This is a genomic window from Shewanella sp. NKUCC01_JLK (genome assembly GCF_019345615.1).
Taxonomy (GTDB): Bacteria; Pseudomonadota; Gammaproteobacteria; order Enterobacterales; family Shewanellaceae; genus Shewanella; species Shewanella oncorhynchi.
Genome location: NZ_JAHKRD010000002.1, coordinates 297,317 through 319,302 on the forward strand (window position 1 = coordinate 297,317; position 21,986 = coordinate 319,302).

The 21,986-nt window shown below is 45.5% G+C and carries 15 protein-coding genes and 1 riboswitch; of the genes, 4 read left to right on the top strand and 11 right to left on the bottom strand.

Annotated features, from left to right (window positions below; genetic code table 11):
• Positions 1-58 precede the first annotated feature (58 nt).
• From KO537_RS03605 to KO537_RS03615, 3 genes are all read right to left on the bottom strand, one after another.
• Entirely contained in the window at positions 59-1,192 is a 1,134-nt protein-coding gene (locus tag KO537_RS03605) for a succinylglutamate desuccinylase/aspartoacylase family protein (protein ID WP_219233877.1), read from the bottom strand.
• 1 nt (position 1,193) lies between these two features.
• Complete coding sequence (lysC, locus tag KO537_RS03610) at positions 1,194-2,549, bottom strand: lysine-sensitive aspartokinase 3 (RefSeq protein ID WP_219233878.1); 1,356 nt, start codon at positions 2,547-2,549, stop codon at positions 1,194-1,196.
• 150 nt (positions 2,550-2,699) lie between these two features.
• Positions 2,700-2,874: riboswitch (Lysine riboswitch) on the bottom strand.
• 100 nt (positions 2,875-2,974) lie between these two features.
• Positions 2,975-3,409, bottom strand: a complete 435-nt coding sequence (locus KO537_RS03615) for a DUF3293 domain-containing protein (protein WP_168824631.1) — start codon at positions 3,407-3,409, stop codon at positions 2,975-2,977.
• A 588-nt stretch (positions 3,410-3,997) separates the two neighbouring features.
• Between KO537_RS03615 and arcA the strand changes: the two genes are divergently transcribed.
• Positions 3,998-4,714, top strand: coding sequence for a two-component system response regulator ArcA (gene arcA, locus KO537_RS03620; RefSeq protein ID WP_006080127.1), 717 nt, complete (start codon positions 3,998-4,000; stop codon positions 4,712-4,714).
• A gap of 95 nt (positions 4,715-4,809) precedes the next feature.
• Here the strand turns inward: arcA and KO537_RS03625 are convergent, their stop codons facing one another.
• Positions 4,810-7,122 (bottom strand): S9 family peptidase, encoded by a 2,313-nt coding sequence (locus KO537_RS03625; protein WP_219233879.1) that lies wholly within the window; start codon positions 7,120-7,122, stop codon positions 4,810-4,812.
• A gap of 266 nt (positions 7,123-7,388) precedes the next feature.
• On the opposite strand from KO537_RS03625, the gene KO537_RS03630 reads away from it, so the two are divergent.
• Both KO537_RS03630 and KO537_RS23105 read left to right on the top strand, forming a co-directional pair.
• The gene (locus KO537_RS03630; protein ID WP_219233880.1) at positions 7,389-8,381 is read left to right on the top strand and encodes a class 1 fructose-bisphosphatase; all 993 of its coding nucleotides are present in this window, start codon (positions 7,389-7,391) and stop codon (positions 8,379-8,381) included.
• 635 nt (positions 8,382-9,016) lie between these two features.
• Positions 9,017-10,807: an AIPR family protein gene (locus KO537_RS23105; protein ID WP_219233881.1), complete on the top strand. Its 1,791-nt coding sequence runs from the start codon at positions 9,017-9,019 to the stop codon at positions 10,805-10,807.
• Positions 10,808-11,558: 751 nt separating this feature from the next.
• Here KO537_RS23105 and KO537_RS03640 read toward each other — a convergent pair.
• Positions 11,559-11,906, bottom strand: coding sequence for a BON domain-containing protein (locus KO537_RS03640; protein WP_105250242.1), 348 nt, complete (start codon positions 11,904-11,906; stop codon positions 11,559-11,561).
• Between the two features lie 218 nt (positions 11,907-12,124).
• Complete coding sequence (locus KO537_RS03645; RefSeq protein WP_131525496.1) at positions 12,125-12,694, bottom strand: hypothetical protein; 570 nt, start codon at positions 12,692-12,694, stop codon at positions 12,125-12,127.
• Positions 12,695-13,090: 396 nt separating this feature from the next.
• Here KO537_RS03645 and KO537_RS03650 point away from each other — a divergent pair, with 396 nt between their 5' ends.
• Positions 13,091-13,582 carry a TIGR00645 family protein gene (locus tag KO537_RS03650; RefSeq protein WP_105250244.1) on the top strand — a complete coding sequence of 164 codons (492 nt, stop codon included), beginning with the start codon at positions 13,091-13,093 and terminating at the stop codon, positions 13,580-13,582.
• A 117-nt stretch (positions 13,583-13,699) separates the two neighbouring features.
• Here KO537_RS03650 and KO537_RS03655 read toward each other — a convergent pair whose 3' ends face one another.
• The 5 genes from KO537_RS03655 to KO537_RS03675 form a co-directional block, all read right to left on the bottom strand.
• The gene (locus KO537_RS03655) at positions 13,700-14,944 is read right to left on the bottom strand and encodes a dicarboxylate/amino acid:cation symporter (RefSeq protein WP_219233882.1); all 1,245 of its coding nucleotides are present in this window, start codon (positions 14,942-14,944) and stop codon (positions 13,700-13,702) included.
• 391 nt (positions 14,945-15,335) lie between these two features.
• Positions 15,336-16,208, bottom strand: a complete 873-nt coding sequence (locus KO537_RS03660; protein WP_219233883.1) for a Wadjet anti-phage system protein JetD domain-containing protein — start codon at positions 16,206-16,208, stop codon at positions 15,336-15,338.
• Positions 16,196-17,416 (bottom strand): phosphoenolpyruvate carboxylase, encoded by a 1,221-nt coding sequence (locus KO537_RS03665; protein ID WP_131525493.1) that lies wholly within the window; start codon positions 17,414-17,416, stop codon positions 16,196-16,198. Before KO537_RS03665 ends, KO537_RS03660 begins: the two co-directional genes overlap by 13 nt.
• A 48-nt stretch (positions 17,417-17,464) precedes the next feature.
• Positions 17,465-18,118, bottom strand: coding sequence for a hypothetical protein (locus KO537_RS03670; RefSeq protein WP_006080105.1), 654 nt, complete (start codon positions 18,116-18,118; stop codon positions 17,465-17,467).
• A complete protein-coding gene (locus KO537_RS03675; protein ID WP_219233884.1) occupies positions 18,118-21,792 on the bottom strand; it encodes an ATP-binding protein in 3,675 nt (1,224 codons plus the stop codon). Before KO537_RS03675 ends, KO537_RS03670 begins: the two co-directional genes overlap by 1 nt.
• Positions 21,793-21,986: the final 194 nt, after the last annotated feature.

The following is a 21,986-nucleotide window of genomic DNA, read 5'->3' on the forward strand; positions in this document are numbered from 1 at the left end:
TTGTTTTCTCTCAGTCCCTTAAGCTAATTGTTATGGGCTAATGCTTACGAGCTAATTTTTATGATTTAGGCTGGAATGTCGGCAACTCAAACACATTGGTCATCACTTTATAAAGCTCAGTTCCTTGGTGCACTGACGCCGAAGCAAAGTGCAAAATCGGCACGCAGTCCTGTGGTAAACTGACCGTCTTTAGCTCATCCGCCGTACCGTATAAATCCATTCGCAGCAAATTCACTAAGGGCTGCCCCGCAGCTAATGGCTCACCCACAGGTGCAAGGTATTCCACTAAACCAGAACTTGGCGCGTGATATTTTTTATAGTCTTTTAGATAACAACCAAAGCGCTGCATTTTAGCGGGTGCAACGGTTTCAGCGATCACGCCTCGGTGGCTTAAATATGCCAAAATCCCTTGTGCATCAACCAGTGCATCCTCAAGACAGACGCGCTCTTGGCTCGCCAATTCCAAGGTTAACGCTGACACTGCAACCCCTAAATCGCGCCCTTGAGATTTTGCAAAATCACTCAATTGCCACCAAGGACAAAACGCAGCCTCATCCATGGCGCCACCAAAGGCATTGGGGATAATGAGCGTATAAGGGATCGACAAAAACTGCGCAGCAGCTAAGTCATATTCAGGACAATACAAGTGCTTACAAGACTTAGGACCTGTGTGCAGATCGAGCACTATATCCGCGCCATGGGCCATAATCTGCAGGTTAACCGCAAGTCTATGACCCGTGGTGATACCCCATTCATGACGCAATTTTTGCTGACAGGCTTCTACCAAAGTACTGCGATAGGCTTGGAGCAGCTCGCTATCACTCAGCTTGGCATGTTCGCCATACCAAGTCGGCAAATCAATAGCATGATTCAAATACTCACGATTCCAATTCGCGCCCGTAATAGGATCAAATCGGCCAAGGGTAAACTCACCACTTTTTTGGTTGATCCCGAGTGGATTGGCCAATGGCACTAAGGTGATTTCGCCGCGGATGTCACAGTGTTCAAGCTGCTTCATCAACTGATAAATCACCGCATTCCCTTGTACTTCAGCACCGTGGACATTGGCCTGAATATACACTTTGGGGCCAGTCGCCTTCTCGTCACTCAGTTTGAAATGGTAGATAGGCAAAGTGAGTGCTTGCCCTGCGGCAAGCTCCCCGATTTGCAGAGACGATGTTGTCGGCAACATACTAAACGCCTTCGAACAGATTTTGATGCAGCGATTTAACCACTTGCGCCGCTTCCGATTCTGCCACTAACACGCACAGATTATGTGGGCTGGCACCTTGGCAAATCATCCGCACATTGTGTGGCTCTAACACTTCAAACACACGACGACAAATACCCGGCGTCGTCGCGATGCGGTTACCGATAATCGCCACTAAGGCCAATCCATCTTCAACTCGCACACGACAATGCTGTGATAATTCTTGCAGCAATGCCTCACTCAACAGACCTTGACCACTTGAATCTGAACCGGTTTTATCGAGGGTTAGAGACACATTCACTTCTGATGTGGTAATCAAATCCACACTGATCTTATGTCGCGCTAATGTCGCAAAGGTTTCCGCTAAAAAGCCCTGCGCATGCAGCATTTGCAAGCTGTGCAGATTTAACAGAGTTTGATCGCGGCGCAAAGCCACAGCGCGAAATACGGGCGCATCTTCCACTTGGTGACGGATCCAAGTCCCGCCTTTTTCAGGCTCTTTACTTGAACCTACAAACACTTGAATTTGCTGACGAACGGCAGGAAGAATAGTCGCTGGATGCAATACCTTGGCACCAAAGGTCGCCATCTCGGCAGCCTCATTGAAACTGATCTCTGCAATCGGAAAGGCATTGGGCGCCAAACGAGGATCCGTTGTATAAATCCCCGCAACATCAGTCCAAATTTCGACCGCTGAGGCGCGTAGCGCTTCGGCTAACAACGCAGCAGAATAATCACTACCGCCGCGACCTAACGTGGTCGTTTGTCCCGCTTCATCGGCACCGATAAAGCCTTGCGTGACAATCACTTGTTCCGCTAACAGTGGCTGTAGATAATCACGAGCTAAAGTCGCAATCTGCTCGACCTGAGGTTCGGCGCGGCCAAAGTGGCTGTCAGTACGTAATACTCGGCGCACATCGAAGGCACTTGAGTTAACACCTTTCTCACGGATCACAGCCGAAAACAACGCCGAAGAACATTGCTCACCGAGGGACAACAACTCATCCATAGTCGTTTTGCTGCGTTGTGATGCGAGCGCTTCACTCAATACCGACATGCGACTCAATAATTTATCTAATGCGGCGGCCACATCGTTAGGACGACCGAGCTTATCTAAAATCGCATATTGAATTTGGGCAATTTGTTTTAATCGCTGTAATCGGCCATCGTCGTTGATCGATTCTTGGGTCAATTCCACTAACAGATTCGTCACGCCGCTCGAAGCGCTGACCACAACTAAACGACAATGAGGATTAGCTAACACTATGTCGGCACAGCGATTCATAGCGTTATAGTCGGCGACTGAGGTGCCACCAAATTTTGCAACAACGAGGGACATTAGCGCACCTCCGTGAAACACGTAGGGCAACAAATAAATGCAGATTGAATAAGATATTGATTAACTAACATGATCACACTCCGAACTGACTTCGTTCGAAGAGCCTGGTGCTCAATGATAACGCACCCCAAAAGAAGGGAAACAGCAATCGTCACCAGAAGCTCTCCACCAATTACAGGTGACAATCGTCAGGATTCAGCCTGAGCGACCGACATAAACATGCAGCAACCATATCTATGCCTCGGCGTTAATCTCCCTCATCAGTCATCGCTGGAGTTTGTGCTCCTCTGACCGACTACCTAGTTAACGCTCCTCTTCTGTTCCTTTCCTAGGAAAGGGACGAAAAAAGTAGCAATAAACCCCTAATGAAGTCAATGCTAATTTCATAACAAATGAACAATTTAAATAAAATCTTTTGAAAACAACTAAGTGTTCAAATCGGGTAGCTCGTATACCAGCTGCACATAATCTCTAAATTTGCCTAAACACACTTCATCATGTCCATCCAAGGTGCAAGGCACTAAGCTCACATCCCCTTGTTCGACAACATAAATCGCATATTGATTAAATTTCTTACCCAATTGCAATGCCATCGTTCTATCGATAAACACGGCCCAACTTTTTTCCATGTGGGATAAATCCGGTGCAGCGCCCACTAAAGCACGATAAGGGCTACCGAGTAATTCAATTTCACGGAGAAGTTGGCGATCGAGTAAACGGTTTTGGCTAGGAGAGAGAAGTTTTGAAGCGGGATTATGAGCGGTAATAACAGCAAAGGAAAAATCACAGGATAATGCTTGAGTCAGCAAAAACAACGGCGCTTGGTAACATTGCCACAAATTTTGAGTCGTATTGTCCATTGGTAGTCTAGTCGAAAAATGAACCCAAGCTAGTGTAGCAGAGTGATTGTAAAATCCAAAGAGGCGTGAACTGGCTCACAGGAATAAGAAATACATTAGTTATACTAATCAATAGCTAAAGTAAATATCATGGTAAAAACCCCTGCTCACCTAAAATTTGTTAACATTTCATTTGTTAACAAATGACTAAAACGAGTACAATGTACGTACTGGTGAGTTGAAACAGATTGAGCAAGATGCTTATCGTTCAATACAGTTTGTTACATATATCGCTTAAAGTAACGTGAACTGACCGGGCATCTGTTTAAAATCTGTTCTACATTTGATTTGTCTTTTAAACATTTAAAAAAAACAATAGTTAAGGAACTTATTCTAACTATTGCTTATCGAAGTTGGTACTGATTACGTTTTCTCGTATTACACTTAAACGTGCACTTAATCTACATCCAGATATAGATGTCACCGTAAAGATTTTCCTTTTGAGCACAAAGCAGTTCAAGGAAGTATCAACGCTTTTATGAATATAAGAGCCCGAAGTAAGTTGCTCTTATTGGTTAGTATAAACTGATTAAAATTTAGGTAAATAATATGCAAAATCCGCACATTCTGATCGTTGAAGATGAAGCCGTTACCCGTAACACGCTGAGAAGTATTTTCGAGGCAGAAGGGTATGTGGTAACTGAGGCCAATGATGGCGCAGAAATGCATAAGGCTATGCAGGAAAACAAAATTAACTTGGTCGTTATGGACATTAACTTGCCAGGTAAGAATGGTCTATTGTTGGCACGTGAACTACGTGAAATCAACAACATCGGTCTTATCTTCCTGACAGGTCGTGACAACGAAGTCGACAAAATTCTTGGACTTGAAATTGGCGCGGACGATTATATTACCAAGCCGTTCAACCCACGTGAATTAACGATTCGTGCTCGTAACCTTCTGACTCGTGTCAACAGCGCTGGCGCTGAAGTCGAAGAAAAGAGCTCAGTAGAATACTACCGCTTCAATGATTGGAGCTTAGAGATCAACAGCCGTTCATTAGTGAGCCCACAGGGTGAATCTTACAAACTGCCACGTAGCGAGTTCCGCGCTATGCTGCACTTTGTTGAAAACCCAGGCAAAATTTTGACTCGTGCCGATCTACTGATGAAAATGACTGGCCGTGAACTTAAGCCGCACGATCGTACTGTAGACGTGACTATCCGTCGTATCCGTAAGCATTTCGAAAGCTTGCCAGATACGCCAGAAATCATCGCAACTATTCACGGTGAAGGCTATCGTTTTTGCGGTAACTTAGAAGGCTAATCGCCCGCTAAGCAACCCGCATTAGAAACTGGATTGGTTTGATAAAAATCAATTCACAAAAAACCAGATCCTAGGATCTGGTTTTTTTATGCCTGCTATTTGGCGTTTTTCAACTGCCTATCGAGGAAATCTGCCAGTGAGCGATATAAGTGATTACGCACTTTCTCGCCACGCATCGAATGTTTAGATCCTGGATAATCGATCATCTGGAACAACTTGCCTTCATCCTGCAACGCCTTATAAACCCGAGTGCTGTTTTCAAACAAGACGTTATCGTCGGCCATGCCGTGATACATCAACAAACCCGCTTGATAGTTTTTCACATAAGGGAACACACTGCTGGCTTCATAACCCTTTTCATTCCCCTCGGGATGAGCTAAATAACGCTCAGTATAATGGGTGTCATATAAGCGCCAGTCGGTGACAGGAGCCCCCGAAATCGCGGCTTTAAAGTAATCGGGCGCCTTAAATAGACTCATCAAGGCCATGTAACCACCGTAACTGTGGCCGTAAATTGCCACATTATCGGCATCGACAAATGGCAGACTGCGTAAATAGTCCACTCCCACTTTTTGATCCTTGACTTCAGCTTCACCCAAGTGACGGTAAATCACTTGCTCAAACTTTGTGCCCCTGTGGGCGCTGCCGCGGTTATCCAACTGGAACACCACATAGCCTTGTTGCACCAGATACTGGGTAAAGTAGTCCTGCTCGCTCCAACTGTTGGTCACTAACTGTGCGTGCGGCCCACCGTAAACCCGCACTACGACAGGGTATTTCTTGCTCGCATCGAAGGGAACAGGTTTGAATAAACGGGTTTGTAACACTTGGCCATCTTCGGCTTTCAGTTCACCAAATTCAGGGATTTGCCACAGACCCGCATAGTCATATAAAGGATGGCCTTGCTTGACTTCATTTTGCTCAACCCAAGCCAGTTGCTGGCCCTTGTCACCGTGTAAACTGATCTGCGGTGGCTGAGATAAGCTATTGAAATAATCCAGATACACACTTTGATTGTCGGCAAACACAGGATCGTGCATGCCCGCTTGCTTGCTTACCCGCTCAACCTTGCCACCCGCTAAAGGCACGCGATAAAGTTGTTTCTCGATTGGCGTATCTTTGCGGCCAGTGAAATATACCCAACCAGCGGTTTCATCTATGTATTCCAACACATCGACAGCCCACTCGCCCTGAGTCAATTGGGTTTTAAGTTTGCCTTTTAAGTCAAAAAGATACAGATGATTAAAGCCGTCACGCTCAGATGCCCAAATAAAAGCCGATTGCTGTTTTAAAAAGTGCAGATCGTTATTGAGGTTCACCCAAGCGTTACTGCGTTCTTTCACTAAGGTTTTTGGCTTAGTCAGTGAATCTAACGCCACCAGTTGCAAATCTAGCTTATGTTGATCGCGACTCTGCCACTGGAACGACAAATGTTTGCTATCGGGCAGCCAATCGACCCGCGGCAGGTAAATATCTTTGCTATTGTCTTCGCTGTTCTCTTCGCGCAGCTTAACCCAATTGATAACCTTATCTTTTAACGTGACCACACCGAGGGCGATGTCGACATTGTTTTTGCCGGCATAGGGATAGCGCTGCTCAGTAAGTTTAATACCGTCAGCATAGATTTCGTTACGGGTTACTTGCTCGACACCAGACTCATCAATACGGGTGAAAGCGATGGCCGATTCATCGGGCGCCCACCAATAACCTGTCATGCGATCCATTTCCTCCTGAGCGACAAACTCGGCCATGGCATTTTTAATCGCCCCGCCGCCATCGCTCGTCATAGCTTGGAGTTTTTTGGTCGCCAGATCTAACACATACAGATTTTGATCCCGCACGAAAGACACAAAATGTCCCTTGGGCGATAAGCGCGCATCTGTGGCAAACCCTTCGCCAATGGGAAGTTGGCTGACACTGTTATCCACTAATGAGAAATAATACAGATTACCAGCAGCCGGAATTAATAGCGCTTGGCTATCATCGGCCCAGAAGTACTCCATAATGCCTTCACCATAAATACGTTGGCGTTCGCGGCGGGCCTTTTCTTCATCGGATAATTCATTGCTTGCCAACTTATCGGCATTGAGCAATAGGCTAGATTTGCCCGTCTTTACATCCATCTGCCAGAGATCATAAAAATTTTGATTGTCTTTACGGCCCGCAAGATAAGTGACACGCTGACCATCAGGTGACAATTTCAAACCTCGAGGACTGGTGCCCGCTAATGCGGGCGAGGCATTCATTCGCTCAATCGTCAGTGGCAGTTTGCCGCCTTCCATTGCAAAAGCTGGGGTAATTGAAAACATAGCTGTCGAAATCATGGCCATTTGGCTCGCTATCAGTAGGGGAACGGCGCGCACCTTAAGTGAGCACGCAGGGAACCAAGTTAACCTATTTTTAATCATTATTATTCCTTGGGAGCATAATCGCCTAAGATGTCAGCGATTAAAAACAAGCCGACATTGTGCCAGAGGCCGCCTATAAATAGAAAGAGCATGCAATATGCCGATACAAATTAGGCCCTTGCGCCAAGCCCAATCCAAATAATCCCAAAAAGCCCTAATATTCGCTAAAAGCATCAGCAACATCGCTGAAATTGTCGACTAACTGAGTTATCATTCGCGGCAAATAACGAAATTGACCTCATTGTTGAACCTCTAAAGGACATAACATGCAGACTCTGGCCCAGCACCTGACCTCACAGGCAGTGAACGACTCCCTCTCCCACCTAATTTTAACCTTAGCCGACACCTCAAAAGCCATTAGCCATGCCGTTCGCCACGGTGCGCTTGCAGGCGTGTTAGGCGCGACTGAGCAAGAAAACGTCCAAGGTGAAACCCAGAAAAAACTGGATATCATCACCAACGACATGCTCAAAGATGCATTAAAAGCTGACGGTACAGTGCGCGGTTTAGCGTCGGAAGAAGAAGATCATGTGGTTGAAGTCAGCCAAAATGGTCAATATCTGGTGTGTTTCGATCCACTTGATGGCTCATCTAATATTGATATCAACTCGTTAGTCGGCACGATTTTCTCTATCCTGCCCGCCTCTGCTGGCGAGTTGACTGAAACCAGCTTTTTACAATCTGGCCGCGCACAATTAGCCGCAGGTTATGTACTTTATGGTCCATCGACCATGCTGGCATTAACCACAGGCCAAGGCGTGCAACTGTTTACTTTGCACCCAGAAACCAATGAGTTTTTACTGACTAACGCCGCCATGAGCATTAGCGCAGACACCGCCGAATTTGCCATTAATATGTCGAACCAGCGTTTTTGGGAAGCGCCAATGCAGACCTATATTGCCGATTTACTGCTCGGTAAAATTGGCCCACGCGAGAAATCATTCAACATGCGCTGGATCGCGGCCATGGTCGGCGATGTACACCGCGTGCTATCCCGTGGCGGTATTTTCACTTACCCAACCGACAATAAAGATCCTAAAAAACCGTACAAACTGCGCTTGATGTACGAAGCCAACCCAATGGCCTTCTTAGTCGAACAAGCTGGCGGCAAAGCCTCAACGGGTTATGAAACCATTTTAGATATTCAACCAACTCAAATTCACCAACGTGTTGCCGTCATCCTAGGCAGCAGCAACGAAGTCGACACTTGCCTGAGCTATCATGGTATTGATTACAGCGAAGAACCAAGTCTGGACTAAGTAGAATCGCTTAGATTCTGATTTTTAGGATAAAAGCCACTGACCACAGTGGCTTTTTTATTGTCGCAGAATGCTACATTTTGAGTTGTGATTGCGAAATCAGGGATCTATAAAGTCTTAGCGATGGGTTTCACATTTGGAGTTTATGCGGCCTTACGGCCGAGATAAATCAAGATCGTGGGGCTTCACCCCACACCCGACCAAGGAGGACTGCTCGTCCTATCCTCCTTGGATGCTCCAAGACGCCCCTAGCGAAGTTACATGCATTAATTAGTGGCTTCGTGCTTATTTGAAAATCGCTAACGCTTCCGATGGTACATCCTGTACCCCGAAAGCTAACTCGGAATCCATGCCTCGCTCACGCAATTTTCTTCAACGCTCTTCAGCGACTTCACAGGGGAAGGTGAACTCCTGTCACTTCTGTTTTGGCTGTATATCTGGAAAGACCTGTGCCTGTCCGAGCTTGCAGATTCGATGTTATCGGTAAGTATTTAATACATAAAAGTTATGCGTATCCGATCTTTCGTTACTTACTGATTTTAAAAAATTTAGTATTCTGAACTCTAGTCGTTGACTACCATTTTGGAACGGTGTTATATGTAAAATAATTATGAAAAATAGCATAGGGTTACTTTGTGAAATATAGTAAATTTGAAGATAGTCAGTTCATGTCTGCACTTAAAAATAGGTCTGACTTAGAGGTTTTTAATGAAAACAAAGGTGCAGTATTTGCTCTAGAGCTTTTTTTTGGAATTGAAGATATTTTGAATACCATATCACCTGCTGTGACTGGTGGTAGTGATGATGCAAAGACCGATTTGTTATTCGTTAACCGAGAAGAAGGGGCTATTGTATTGGTTCAAGCCTACGAAGCTCAAAATTTCAAATTAAGTGCCAAAGGAAATAAAGGTGCAGATTTATCTTATGCAATAAATGTCCTATTAACTTGTTCTGAAAGCGATATTCCTGCAGGAATTTTACCACAAGTATCCGAGGCGAGATCAGCATTGAGAGATGGTGATATAAATATGGTACATATTTGGTATCTACATAACTGCCCGGAAAGTGAACAGATAAAAGCACAAATGCTACCTCTGACCTCTCAAGCAATTGCACTTCTTGAACCATATCAAAAAGATGGATTAAAAATTCAAGCAAGTGTTCGTGAAATTGGTTTAGAGTCTCTCGACGTGTTTTATCGTTCCTCAAAACAGGCAATTATAATTGATAAAGAAATTGTATTTACGGAACCTAGATTAGGGTTCAATTTAACTCAAAGTAATTGGTCTTCTTTTATTACTACCGTTTCAGGTCAATGGTTGGCATCTTTATACAGAGAACATGACAAAAATGAACTTTTTAGTGCAAATGTTCGAGGGTTCATGGGGGCTAACAAAAAAGATAATGACAAAGTTATAAATTCTGGCATCCAAGAATCGGCCGGAAGTTCACCTGATGATTTCTTTGTTTTTAATAATGGAATAACTGCACTGGTGCATGATTTTACATTAGATCAAAATAATCACAATCTAATAAGATCTATTAAGGGTATTTCAATTGTAAATGGTGCTCAGACGACAGGTTCTCTAGGTTCTATTGGCTGTGATGTTAATTTGGATAGCATTAATGTTGGAGTTAGATTTATTAAATGTGGTGATAAATCAAAGGTAGAATCGATAACTCGATTTAATAATAGTCAAAATAAAGTAATACAATCAGATTTTCGTGCAAATGATTCAATCCAAAGTAGACTGCGTGAGGAATTTTCAAACGTTAAATGTGGAGAGTATAATGGCGGCTTGAGGGGTGGAACCACTTCGGATCGCAGACTTAAAATTGATGCACATTCAGCAGCTCAAGCCCTAATGGCTTGGCATGGAAATCCTGCTGATAGCTATCATCGAAAAATGGCAATTTGGGAAGAAGATGATTTATATAAAGTAGCATTTGACCCTTCGATAAAAGCTAGACATATCGCATTTGTATATACTCTGCTTGAAGCAGCATCTTTACTGAAAGATGAATTAAGACATAAGATTAAATCAGGTAATGCTCAGGCGATTGATAAAGAGATTCATGATTTTCTAAATGAGCGTGGTTCTGGTTTTTTAGTTATTCACGCTATGAGTAAAATAATAGAAATAATTTTAGAGAATAATGTTAAGTCCCCTTATGGAATAGGTTTTAAAGATAATTTGAAGAGAGATGTCTGTGTTGCGAATTGGAAAAATTTAATAATGAAACTCTCTCACCAAATTAAAAATCTTAGTGACGGCTTAAAAAATAGATTATCAAATAAAAGTGAGATAGAGAGAGTTGTTAACAATTTTTCATCATCTTTTGGTACTGTTTTTTTAGCAATTAAATCCTCATCACCAACTAATCCTTATAAAGACTTTGTTAGTGCAATACGTAATGATTTGTGAGAAATGATCTTTCAGGAAGAACTCTTTTGGGATTAACAGCTAACATCGAGATCACAGAAGTTCACCTCCCCTCGGAGTTGCCGCAGGGCATTTGCGTTCGTTGCGTGATCGAGGCATGGATGCCGAGATAGCGTCAGTCGAATCAGGGACGAGCGTCTGACGCGATAGCATAAGGACGCTAAATGCCCAAGGGGTTTTCAACTCCGTTGGAGACGTCATGGAGCATCCAAGGAGGATAGGACGAGCAGTCCTCCTTGGTCGGGTGTGGGGTGAAGCCCCACGACTTTGATTCACCTCGGCCGTAAGGCCGTATAAATCTGCAACTACAATATGGACGTGAACTAAAAATCGAAGGTTCTACATCAGTAGAATTAACAATTAAAAAGACAAGGACGAGCAGTCCTCCTTGGTCGACTCTTGATTAAACGTCAGGGGTGAAGCCCTAGGACTTTCTAGGCCGTAAGGCCACAAAGCTAAAAGCTACATAGCAAGTGCGAAATGTGGCGCAAAGAAAGTCACGACGGGTACAAACTCCAAAGCACAAATCTGCCACAGCAGCCGCAAGGCCAGCGTGAGTGGCCATAGCTGGACTCACATATTTTATAAATCAAGAAGGCCAACGCCCCGCAGCATGGTTGGCGGGGATTGGTATTTTGTGGCATAAGCGGTGAATTAAAGCCAGATAAGAGCTGCCGCTCCTGTTTGTCGTCTGTCAATTGAATACATCAAACAGGCGGCTTTACTGACATTGCTATTTTACTTCCAACCGATTATTTACCGAGTGCACACCAGAGGTTGCTGCCGTAACCCGTTCAGCTTGGTCTTTCTGAGCTTGGCTATTTACATTGCCGGAAATGGTGACATCGCCCTTGCGGGTTTCTATCTGAATATCTAAATTTTGTAGCTGCTGATCAGCGATCAACGCAGTATTAACTGCTGTGGCAATTTTAATATCATCACCAGTACCATCCTCGGTTGTTACAGTTAAGTCTGGTGTACCTGTTTGAGTATTCACATTGCCACTATCACAACCGTTAAGCAGCAAACTACCAACGAGTACAACACCAGCGGTAACGAACGTAAGTTTCATGGTTTGCATTATAAGCTCCTTCACACTGCAAAAAGTGCAGGGTAATAACCATAATGCAATAACACCAGTTTGAGCTCTGTGCGCTGGCAGACATACAAATCGATCTAGGGCGAGATCACCTTGTTAGACTCTTGATTAAGCGTCAGGTGTGAAGCCCCACGACTTTGATTCACCTCGGCCATTAGGCCGCAAAGCCAAAATCTACACAATATCCCAAAGATAACCCACTAATTGCTAGCACACAGATTTTGCTGAATCTTCCAACGGCGCTGCATCACAGGAATTGAAAAACCATAACAAAACACCACGATTAGAGGCTGAATTTGAAAGCTCAGCTCGGGCCAGAGCATGAAAGCTGCCACACAGGCTAAGGTGCGCACTATAGCATGCACTATGGCCACCTTTTGCGCAGCTAAAACACCGTGGACTAACCACATTAAACCTGTTTGCACCGCAAGGGCGAAAGGCAAAGCCAGATAATTTTCCATAAAAAAGGGAATACTGATGCTAAAGGTTAAAAAACTCATCCCCATCGCAGCGAGAAACACAGTCTCAAACCAATTACGCTCAGCGCTTTTCTTAAACGAGATATTCTCGCCCGTCAGCCGCGAAATACCCATGGCAAGGTAGATAATAGAACCAGTACCGATAAAGACCGCCATCACCAACTGCGAAGGAGGTAATACAAAGCTCAATACAAACAGTAGGCTCCACACAATCATGCCGGATAAAGGCATAGCTAAAGCACGTTGTTGACGGTATTCGATTAATTGTTGGTCCAGTGATTTATGTTGCATGATTAAGCCTCCTTGTTTAGATGACTTAAGTATCTGCGTAAAATGTCCATCACGGCAGTGTGAGTTGTCAGCAATCTAGGATGACAAATGTCACTTCCTTCATCAAAGCCCTAAAATACCGAGAAAAATGATCATCCATGGCTGAATTTACTTGGTATTAGGTTGAAAAAAGCGACGATCAGACATATCAAAGGCAGTGCAAATTAAACGATGTGGCGCCACTAACACCCAAATAGGGTTTAAATAACCACAGAGGTTACAAAAAAAACACAATAACAGCATATAACTCACGCCCTTGTGATTGGGTAATAGCGCGCATAAAGTGCATTATGTTACTGTTTTAGTCATTAGTGACTCGATTTTTTACCGCATTTTAGATAAAGGGTTTAGTGGATTATGGAACAAATATTTGAAAAATTAATGTATGCATCGCGCTGGATTATGGCGCCAATTTATTTGGGACTCAGCTTTGTTTTATTGGGCTTAGGCATTAAATTCTTCCAAGAGATCTTCCATATTCTGCCGATCATTTTTGAGATGACTGAAGTGGATTTAGTGCTGGTGACCCTGTCCTTGATTGATATCACCCTCGTGGGCGGCCTGATTGTGATGGTGATGTTTTCTGGCTACGAGAATTTTGTCTCGCAGCTGGATGTGGGCGAAGACAGTGAGAAGCTAAGTTGGCTGGGTAAATTAGATTCTGGCTCACTGAAAAACAAAGTGGCGGCGTCGATTGTGGCGATTTCGTCTATTCACCTACTGAAAATCTTTATGGATGTGAAGAATATCGATAACGACAAAATCATGTGGTATCTGTTAATACACATCACCTTTGTATTATCAGCCTTTGCCATGGGCTATCTGGATAAAATTACTCGCACTAAGTAATGGGCTAACATAGTTGATGCGAACCTAGCAACGCATCAATACCAGCATAGAGAATATTAAACAAAAGCCACTGTTTTCAGTGGCTTTTGTTTTTATAGAATACGACTTAGTGGCACATTAACTCTTCGCTGACTCAAGCTGATGCACTTTCTCGGTTTGATCCACTATGGTCAACACCGCAGTATCACCAACCACGTTACAGGATGTCAGCACCATATCAATAATCCGATCTAAGGCCGCCACTATGGCAAAGGCTTCTATCGGTAAACCCATTTGATGGATTAACACACCTATCATCACCATACCGCCACCGGGAACACCGCCAGCACCGACAGATAATAGGAAGACACTAAATAACAGCGAAGGCAATTGCTCAGTGGTAATAGGCATGCCAAAAGCATTGGCGACAAAGAAAATCGCAATAGTGATATAAATCGCCACACCGCCCATGTTCATGGTTGCACCCAGCGGTACACCAAAACCAGCAACAGCACGGTTCACGCCTAACTTGTCCGTTAAAGTACGCATGGTCACGGGAATCGTCGCATTTGAGCTTGCGGTCGAGAGTGAAAACAGCACTTGCTCTTGGGTCTTCTCGCGGAAGGTTTTGGCTGAAATAGGAGTAAATATCCCCACTGCCATAGGATAAACCACAAAAATCCACAGTAGCAGCAGCACGAGGATCAGCACCATATACTCAACCACACTCATAAACACACCGGCATCTAAGGTCGCGCCGAGTTTAAACATCAAGGCAAATACACCATAGGGCGCAAGACTCATCACCACAGAAATCAATTTCATCATGATTTTATTGGCGGTTTGAAAACCTTGGACAGCACCCGCAACATGCTCCCCAAGGGACTTAATCACACCGCCAAGCAACAAGGCCATAAAGATCACTTGTAGCATATTGCCCGACATAAAAGCCGTCACAGGATTACGTGGGACTATGTCGATCACCAGCGCCATCAGGCTTGGCAATTCAGTTGCTGTAATCGCTATGCCATCCGTGCTGCTCATATCTACACCTTTACCGGGTTCGAGTAGCAGTGCCACTAATAATGCTGTCGCGATTGCGATGACAGTATTGATGATATAAAAACCGAAGGTCTTACCGCCCAAGCGGCCAAAACTTTTGAGATCTTGCAGCTCACAGACACCACAAACGATGCTCACAAACACGAGTGGCACAACCAGCATCATGATCATATTGACGAACATAGTACCAACGCCACCGGCAAGCTCAACTAAATTACCCGAGAAAAAACCGATATCGTTTAAGAAGTATTGCACTATTGTGCCGAAAATAAGGCCGGCAAACAGACCAATAAAGATCCGCGTCGAAAGTGATTTCATCATGCTTGTGATTTCCCCAGAAAGGTCATTTATTTGTTATTCATCTTCCATGATGAGCACAATTGCCAATCCATTTTTGGCTCAGGCGGGGATAGTGAAACATGCTAGCAGTAAATTCAATGAATAAATTTACTTATTTAATTTCAAATTAAGCAAAGCACATCACAAAAAACTTCTATTAACATGATTTTAAATGAAATAAAAACAACTGAATAATAAATACTCAGTTAATCACTTTATTTTAAAATCAAAATAATAACACTAATCAAACAAAAAACTCACGATTCAAGGGTTTTATTAGGATAACACTAGATTTAAAAACTGAATAAATAATTTAATTAGCATTTAAAACTGCTAATATCGAATTTTACAGAGAGATGGGGAAGGATAAAGGTTAACTGTATGCCAGTAGTACTAGCTCAAGCCGATGATGCAGCAGGTGCTGCTGTTTGATACTAATACGGTGTTGATTTAACCAAACGGCTAATTTTTGCCAATGCTTTAACTCGGCATTTTGCAAATACTTAGCCTGTTTCGCTTGCTTGTCGAAATCATCAGTAGAATTAATTTGTGCTCTCGCCAATAACTCAGCAGGTGCTGTCAGCACAAGTTGTGGCACAAGGCAGTGGGTCACGCCCGTTAAGGTATGGGCGATTTGTAACCCTGCGGGATCTAAGTCGGTAAAGGCAATGATCGGCAATTTATCTGCCATCGCTTGCAAAAAATGCCGCACGCCAATCGGGGAATGATGACCGCTACCACGGTAGATAACCATCACATGAGTTAAATCCTGTGGCAAACGCGCTTGATGGATAACATCAAATACATCTAAATTTTCAACCACTAGGATGGCTGCGACATTGAGTTCATGGCAATGCTTTTGTGCTTCATCCAAAGGAATACGCAGTGATGTGCGTGTTGAAATTCCAGTTGGTGAAGATTCGAAACTTAGATACTTCATCAAAACGTATTCGGCTTCAGGACGGATCTTAGCGAGCTTTTCATCGTGACTTTTGGCGGACATCGCGATGCGATCGACATTAAAATCAAGCTGCCTTAAATCAAGCCCCATTAACGCCAACACGCTTTGCCTTAGCAGTTCAAAATCTTTGGGCGCAAAACACAGATACTTTTCGGATTCATCTAACTCACCCACTTCTAACTCGCGATGAATCGCGCGCCAGTTAGCCGTGAGCTTAACCTTGGGAGAACGCTTAATAAAAGCGTTCTCCAACAGTTGTAATTGTTGCTGGCCTAGGCGAGCCATAACTCAACATCGCGAATAATAAAGTTGCCGCTATAGATGGGATGCGGTTCGCCCAATGGCTCAAGCTCAAAATAAGCTTTGTGTTCATCGGGCAGACCTTCGTAGCCACCAATCACTTGATAAATCCAGCTTTCAGCGTCCCAAGGCAAAGCCTTATCAGCCAGATATTCCAGCGCAGATTGACGCAGGCCAGACTCAATTACATCGACGAAATACTCATCCACCGCTTGTTTGAGTGGATTATCCGGCACATCGAAGTCTTCACTTTGGGTGATAGAAACGGACACATCATGCTCACGCACAGCCGCAATCACAGGATGGCGGCTGATGGCTTTAATGTGCGCGACTATGCCCATCAACTCCAGTTCTTGGCTGGCGTTATGCACATCTACCGCAGCAGGCGCGAGCAAGATTTCGGCGCGATTGAATAGACTCGGGATTTCCTTGTGGGATACATGGTCCGCAGGCCGATAATCCGGATGCAAATCAGTGTAGAGCAACCAGCCCTTGAGCAAACGGGTACGGCCACGGATTTGTCTGAAGCGACCTAAGAGTTCGAGTAAACGCCCCTGCACTACGCTCAGTTCCTGGGCGCAGTCGCTCATGGTTTCCTGCAAAGTCGTCACTAAGAGTTTGCGCAGTTCACGGATATCGCCAGCGATTTCGCCTAGCTCACTAAACTGGAACATCTCTAAGCCATTAAGCAATTCAGACACTTGGCTTTGAGCTAATTCGTTTTCGCGGATCTTAGCGTTGATCGTACCAACGTAACCGAACTCGTTATTGATCCGGCCCCAGAGCACACGGATCGAATAACGCAGACTGTCGGCGAAACTATAAACATGTTCGCTTAAATCGGATAAATAGGCCTCAGCGGCGCTGTAGTCTGAGCTATGACGCGCCTCTTTATAATGATCGGCCAAGGTTTTAATCGTGGCTAAGGCCGAACCGACATTAGAGTCGATTTGGCGATTGCGCTCGTCACTTAAGCCTTCTTCGAGCAAGGCTCGCACAGAACGCTTAAGCCGCAGCTCCTGATCTGGCTCTGGCCGCCATAAAATCCCTGCCTGTTTAAGCTTTTCGACCACGCTTGGATCGTGCGCATCCTCGTTAAGAGAGCCCGCCAAATAGGTATCCATAATGATGTCAGCATGGCGACCTAACTGCTTGAGCAGTTTCACACCCGCCTGATGTAAGTTACTGCTCATCATGGCCTCCTTGGTCGCAGCTTTTACCTAGGTTTAACAGTGCCAACATTAGATTAAGTCCCGCTGAGTCGCCGTTTCCGCCTGCGCTTCTAGGCTTAGGCCTTCGGTTTCGTCGATAAACCGAATGACTTCATACAAATAATCCAGCTTGCCCGTGGCGATATAGATTTGCTTCTCCGCATTGGGGCGCACTAAATAGCCGAGTTCGACTAAGCGTTTGAAAACTAACTTGATTTGCGCATCGCTGTTGGTACTGGTCGAGCCAAATAAACGATATTGGCTGAGTTTGGCTAACTGCTCACGAAACGCCGGCGTGTCTTCGATGCGGCTTTGCAGCTCGGTTAAACGCACGGGCGCACCTTCGCTCAGCGGCGCATCTTGGCCACTGGCCTCCTGCACTAATACCAACCATTCCACCAGCGGGATCAATGCCTGACAGATATCTTTAAACTGCGATGAAATCACTTTACGTTCGCTATCGCCGAGCTGCAAATAACCGCAGAAGAACACATCACCTTCGGCGGCAGACGCCACGGTACGGTTGATCTGGTTTAAATAGGCTTCGACCCGCTCGCGGGTGCTGCTATTTTTAAGGGCGCGCCAACCTTCTTCATTGGTGGTGCGGCAAATAAACTCGCCCTTGAGTAACAGCTCAATCAAAGCGCCAGTGCCAACTAATACGGTTTGGGTTGCATCACTCATTAGATGGCCTCCTTCGACAAACGCTTATTCAACATGTCTGCAATTGGGTTGACCTTAGGCTTCACCACCTGTAACTTCTTAGTTTGTTTGTTGATAATGTAACGGTTGGCGAACAAGTTCAGCACCTCAGACTCAGGGTTCGGGAAGGCGCCCAGCACACAAATATTATTGTTTTCGCAGGCGTCGAAAATCTTCTTCACGTTGGTATGGTGCAAAGTGCCCAACTCATCAATTGGCCAGTGAATGGTCACATCGGCGCGTCCACGCAGCAAGCGCGTGAATGCCAACAAGAACTTACACAAAATCAGATACGCCATACCGTGACTTGAGGATTCGTTAAGCTGTCTGTCGGTGCGGATAATTAAGTCGCTGTTACCTTCTTTGAGGCGCAGCTCGATTTCCAGTAACTTAGAGATTCCCCCCGTTAATGCGGCACGGCCGATAATGTCTAAGGCGCGGCGCATGCTGTTGGTGTAATCCTCATCGGGCAAGCCATTAAAACCATCGGCTTTCCAATGTTTAAAGGCTTTGACGAACTGTTCAAGCTCAGGCCAGAACTCTAGCTCACTGATACGCGAGCGAATACGCACAGCCGATTCAGACACGCCATCGAGGAATAACTCTTCGCCCACTTCGCGGGTAATACGCGCACTTTGGGAGGCAATGCGGCGGTCGATATCGGCTAACACATCGTAGAAAGCGGTTAAGTCGACGCCGAAAATCCGCCCCTGCTCACGCAGCGCAGTAATCGATTGCGGCACGATCACGTTCAGCAATTGCTCAAGCTGTGGCACTAACTTACGGTAATCCAGCAGACGAATACCTTTATCGTTGATAAAGCTCGATTCTTCGCGGGCACGCTCCCAGGTTTCGGCAAGGCCCGAACCCGACTTACTGGCGATCACTGAGTCAAAATGCTCCACATATTGCTTCACCGAACCCATCAGGTAATCACGTTTTAGCAGCAAATCCTCACCTTGGCGCAGACGCTCGCCTAGGCTGCCTTGGGCTTCTTCGTTATTGGTCGGTAACTTAAGCTCGGCGAGTTTACGCATCACGGCACGTAATTTAGTTAAGTTTTCAGAAGCTTCAACCTGCGCCGCATCGGACGCTTTACGCTCGGTTTCGAGTTGTTGACGGCGGGCCTTAACATCCTGAGTTTTCGCCTTAAGCTGTTGATCGATTTCCGATACGGCGCGCTTCACATCGCTAAGCTGAGTTTGCAGTTTAGGTTTGCGCGCAAGCCAAGTGTGTTGATACCAATCGTCGAAGCGCAGTACGTCGCTGCGACGCTGTTCGGCGCGGCTGATTTTGGTTTCTAAATCACGAATTTGTTGCTTGAGTTTGAGGATATTATCCTCATCCACACCACGGGATTTAAGCTCGTTTTTGTACCAAGTCTCGCAGGCTTTCTGCTCGATTTTGGCACTTTCACGGCGCCCTTCAATGGTCGCTTTAATTTGGCCGAGTTGATTATCGAGCGCGCCGATGACTTCCTGCCAATAGGCATTCTTTTCCATGCGCGCTTCAAGCGCTTGCTCTTTTTGATCTTCGAGCCAGAGTTCGTGCTGATGTTTAAGCTGTTTTAGCTCACCATCGAGTTGAGTCAGTCTTTGTCCCGCATGGGCTTTACGCTCGCTCAATGCTTTGTTGATTTTCTCTTGCTCGCTGCGCTTTTCATCAAATAGGCGACGCAGATCGTCACGGCTATTTTTGTACGCCGTGCGGGCAAAAGTCAGCTCACGACTGAGATTATCCAACTCGCCATTAATGGCCACCAGCTGAGATTCGGCCTCGGCCTGCATTTCTTGGGCACTAGTGTGGGCTTCTTCGGCTTTGCTTAACCGAATACGCAGCTCTTGTTCGGAGGCGGCATATTCAGGCACATCGATCGCTTTAAGATCTAAATGCACGCCAAAGAAAGCTTCGCTCGATTCAGTCACTAAGCTTGGATGTAAATCAGTGCGATGCAGTAGTTCAGGTGCGATCACTTTCCCTAAACTTTGCTCCCAGCCTTGGGATTCTTTACGCAGAAACTCCAATAGGGTGTGGGATTGCGGGAACAGCATATGGTGCAGTTCATCCAACGCAGTTTGACGCTCGTTCACCCTTAAGGTGGCGATACGCAAGGCTTCGTTGGCTTGGTCACGTTTGGCTCTAAGCTTGCGTTCATCGCTGCTTAAGCGTTCAACCTTGGCATTGCAGCTTTCTTGTTCTTCGTCGGCGTGGTGAATACGCTCGTCGAAAATCGCGAGACTCAGCTTTTCTTCTTCGGTGTAAGTCACGCCATCAACACGCAATTTAAGCTCGGCGGCAGTGAGTTTGAATTGGTATTCCTGCTCGCTAAAGCTAGCCTTGCCCGCATCCATTTGGTTGCGCCATTGCAGCTCTAGGGCGTCAATATCGGTGCGCGCCACTTCACGTTGCTTATCGCGGGCTTCACGCTGCTTGTCTTGGTCGGCATGCAAACCTTCAAGCTCGCGGTTTAACTGCTCGCCAATCTTACTGCGACGAGCATTGTACGCCGCCTCAATGTCTTGGTGCTTCTCGGTTTGCAGCTTATGGCGTTCACTTAGGTTTTCAACATCGGTGCGCCAGTTCGGCAGCATCTCAAGATCGGCCTTGGCTTGCTCTATGTTGGCATCTAAAAAGGCAGCGTGCTGATCTTCAATGGCATCGAGCTCATACTCGCACTTTGCCACATCGCCCTTAGCTGCCGATAAATCGAGATTGAGCTCATCGCGCTGCTCTTTCCATTCATCATCGAGCAATCTTAGCTTTAAATTCAGTTCTTTAGATAAGGTTTGCTGAATATCTTGGCGATCGGCTTCTAAGGTTTCATCGTTGCGATAACCGCGAGACAGACTCGATAAACGCAGTTCGGCGCTGAGCAGTTGGTTAAATTCTTGCTCGAGTTTTTCAAACTCAGGGCGAATGACTTCAAAGCCTTGGATAAGTTGGCTCTCACGGATCCACGCCTCAACGCGCTGTGGGTTTAAGCGGGAGCTGGGCGGATTAACCCCATCCTCCTCTAAAATGGCGGCGATCATGGATTTGACCGTCTCCATCTTGCCTTCTTTTGAGTGCACCGCTTTGGCGAGTTTTTCGATGTGCCGCAGGGAATGCTCGCCCTCACACAGGGCAAATTGGCGTGCATAACCGCGCAGTTCGCTGCGGTTGCTGCCCGTGCTTAATAGGGTGCGATCGTTTTGAATAATGGCGCGATATTCACGGGTATTAAGCAAATTCGAAGCACCGATTCCCTCGCGCTTCATCTTAATACCTAACTCCTTCATCGAAAGGCACAAAATAGTGTCGCCATTTTGCGATTTAATATAATCGCTTAGCTCAAAACCTTTGGCGATAAAACGATAGTTAACGCCCTTACCATCACCCGCTGAGGCCAGCACAGCTTGGTACAGTAAGCCATCGGCCTTTTGATATTCGTAAATGATGTAGCTTGAATCGTGTGGTAAATACCAACGCTCGAAACTGTCGCGGGTCGAAGGCACCACGCGGCTTGGGTATTCACCATAAAAAACAGGGACTAGACGTTGTAATGTCGTTTTACCCGAGGCGTTAGTACCACAAATGTTGGTATGACCATTGAGGGCGAGTTCCACCACGCCCGGAAGGTGCGTATCAATCAGCACAATACGAATCAAGCTTGCCATTTCATTCCTTATGCAAACAGGAGAGTCTTATCTAAGCTGCAGAAGCTTCTACACAATAAGAGAAAACAATCCAAGAGGGCCACTGACGTTAAAATCGTCACTGTAAATAAACACTTTAAAAAAGTGACTAAAAGTGATGTTAAAAATCGTGGCCTAAAAATAGTGCCCCTAAAATAAGGCAATCACAGTGTATT

Excerpts from the sequence above, each read along its gene's own strand:
- KO537_RS03650 (WP_105250244.1), top strand. The coding sequence starts at position 13,091 with ATGGAACAAATATTTGAAAAATTAATGTATGCATCGCGCTGGATTATG.
- KO537_RS03660 (WP_219233883.1), bottom strand. The coding sequence starts at position 16,208 with ATGGCTCGCCTAGGCCAGCAACAATTACAACTGTTGGAGAACGCTTTT.
- lysC (WP_219233878.1), bottom strand. The coding sequence starts at position 2,549 with ATGTCCCTCGTTGTTGCAAAATTTGGTGGCACCTCAGTCGCCGACTAT.
- KO537_RS03655 (WP_219233882.1), bottom strand. The coding sequence starts at position 14,944 with ATGATGAAATCACTTTCGACGCGGATCTTTATTGGTCTGTTTGCCGGC.
- KO537_RS03665 (WP_131525493.1), bottom strand. The coding sequence starts at position 17,416 with ATGAGCAGTAACTTACATCAGGCGGGTGTGAAACTGCTCAAGCAGTTA.
- KO537_RS03675 (WP_219233884.1), bottom strand. The coding sequence starts at position 21,792 with ATGGCAAGCTTGATTCGTATTGTGCTGATTGATACGCACCTTCCGGGC.
- arcA (WP_006080127.1), top strand. The coding sequence starts at position 3,998 with ATGCAAAATCCGCACATTCTGATCGTTGAAGATGAAGCCGTTACCCGT.
- KO537_RS03615 (WP_168824631.1), bottom strand. The coding sequence starts at position 3,409 with ATGGACAATACGACTCAAAATTTGTGGCAATGTTACCAAGCGCCGTTG.
- KO537_RS03625 (WP_219233879.1), bottom strand. The coding sequence starts at position 7,122 with ATGATTAAAAATAGGTTAACTTGGTTCCCTGCGTGCTCACTTAAGGTG.
- KO537_RS03640 (WP_105250242.1), bottom strand. The coding sequence starts at position 11,906 with ATGCAAACCATGAAACTTACGTTCGTTACCGCTGGTGTTGTACTCGTT.
- KO537_RS03630 (WP_219233880.1), top strand. The coding sequence starts at position 7,389 with ATGCAGACTCTGGCCCAGCACCTGACCTCACAGGCAGTGAACGACTCC.
- KO537_RS03645 (WP_131525496.1), bottom strand. The coding sequence starts at position 12,694 with ATGCAACATAAATCACTGGACCAACAATTAATCGAATACCGTCAACAA.
- KO537_RS03605 (WP_219233877.1), bottom strand. The coding sequence starts at position 1,192 with ATGTTGCCGACAACATCGTCTCTGCAAATCGGGGAGCTTGCCGCAGGG.
- KO537_RS03670 (WP_006080105.1), bottom strand. The coding sequence starts at position 18,118 with ATGAGTGATGCAACCCAAACCGTATTAGTTGGCACTGGCGCTTTGATT.